This window comes from Janthinobacterium violaceinigrum, from assembly GCF_009208555.1.
GTDB classification, from domain to species: Bacteria; Pseudomonadota; Gammaproteobacteria; order Burkholderiales; family Burkholderiaceae_D; genus Janthinobacterium; species Janthinobacterium violaceinigrum.
This window is the reverse complement of sequence record NZ_WFLI01000124.1, coordinates 1-325: the sequence shown is the minus strand read 5'-3', so window position 1 is coordinate 325 and position 325 is coordinate 1. Positions and strand designations below refer to the sequence as shown.

Genomic DNA, 325 nt, shown 5'->3' with positions numbered 1-325 from the left:
TATTGTTCAAGTTCGCCACGTTCAGGGTGGCGTTGCCGGCCACGGCCTGCAATTGGCCCTTGGTATTGTCGATGTCGCCACCGCTCAATGCCAGATTGCGGCCTGCCGCCACCGTACCTTCCGTATTGTCCAGGCTACCCACGTTCAATGTGGCATCCTGCGCCGCCACGATGCGGCCCGTGTTGTTCAGCAAGGTGAAGGCCTTCACCAGCGCATCGCCATTGCCCTCGATCTTGCCGCCCGTGTTGTCCAGCTGGCCGGTAGCGTTCACCGTCATCAGGCCGGTACCCGTCTGCGCCAGGCTGCCGGCACGGTTGTCCAGGCT

General features: G+C 62.8%; 1 protein-coding gene. It reads right to left on the bottom strand.

Translation table 11 applies throughout. The features are described 5' to 3' along the window. Nucleotides 1–325 (bottom strand): hypothetical protein (locus GCN75_RS28910; protein ID WP_152285383.1); only part of this gene is annotated, 325 nt, incomplete at both ends.